General features: G+C 70.2%; 1 protein-coding gene and 1 pseudogene. Both read left to right on the top strand.

Annotation, left to right across the window (positions count from 1 at the left end):
* Window positions 1-392 (top strand): hypothetical protein (locus KGQ19_RS48800; protein WP_212022485.1); only part of this gene is annotated, 392 nt, incomplete at its 5' end.
* A 42-nt stretch (window positions 393-434) separates the two neighbouring features.
* Window positions 435-608 (top strand): annotated as a pseudogene (locus KGQ19_RS48795) (single-stranded DNA-binding protein); the annotation flags it as partial.
* Window positions 609-672 lie beyond the last annotated feature (64 nt).

Raw genomic sequence — 672 nt, 5'->3', positions numbered from 1 at the left:
CCGTCATCCCGGCCGCCCTGCTGAACATCCCCACCGGCCTGGTGGTGTGCATGCACCCCGAGTGCGACGAAACCCCCGGGGTTCCGCGCCTGCTGAACATCGTCGAGGAGATGCTGTCCAACGACCCGGACGCGCTGCTCGGCATCGAAGAGGTCGCCTTCCTCCTGCGCGTCTCCGTGGACGCGGCCAAGCAGAGGATCCGGCGCGCCCGCGAGAAGGGCCACGAGGTGCCCGTGGCCGACTACCGCACCAGCGCCAAAGGCCAGCAGCAGGCCCTGCACCGCCTGGCCGACCTGATCAAGGCCAACAACATCGCCCGAGACCTGGGCGTCGGCATCGCCGACTGGCCCCAGCAGACCCGGCGGCGCGTCCGCCCCAACCCCGGCACCTGAGCCGTGACCGCCCCGGCCCGCCCGGGGAGCAAGGAGACGCCCATGGCGGGCGAGACCGTCATCACCGTCGTCGGCAACCTGACCGACGACCCCGAACTGCGCTTCACCCCCTCGGGTGCGGCGGTCGCGAACTTCACCCTCGCCTCCACCCCGCGCACCCTGGACCGCCAGACCAACGAGTGGAAGGACGGCGACGCGCTGTTCCTGCGCTGCTCGAAACGGGATGTATTGCATTAGATGCAACACTGCGCACGGTGACCGGAAGGGCGTTGCGGCTGGC

The sequence above is a fragment of the Catenulispora pinistramenti genome (assembly GCF_018274385.1).
Taxonomy (GTDB): domain Bacteria; phylum Actinomycetota; class Actinomycetes; order Streptomycetales; family Catenulisporaceae; genus Catenulispora; species Catenulispora pinistramenti.
Note: the sequence above shows the minus strand (reverse complement) of the source record. Positions and strands in the feature narration are given on the sequence as shown.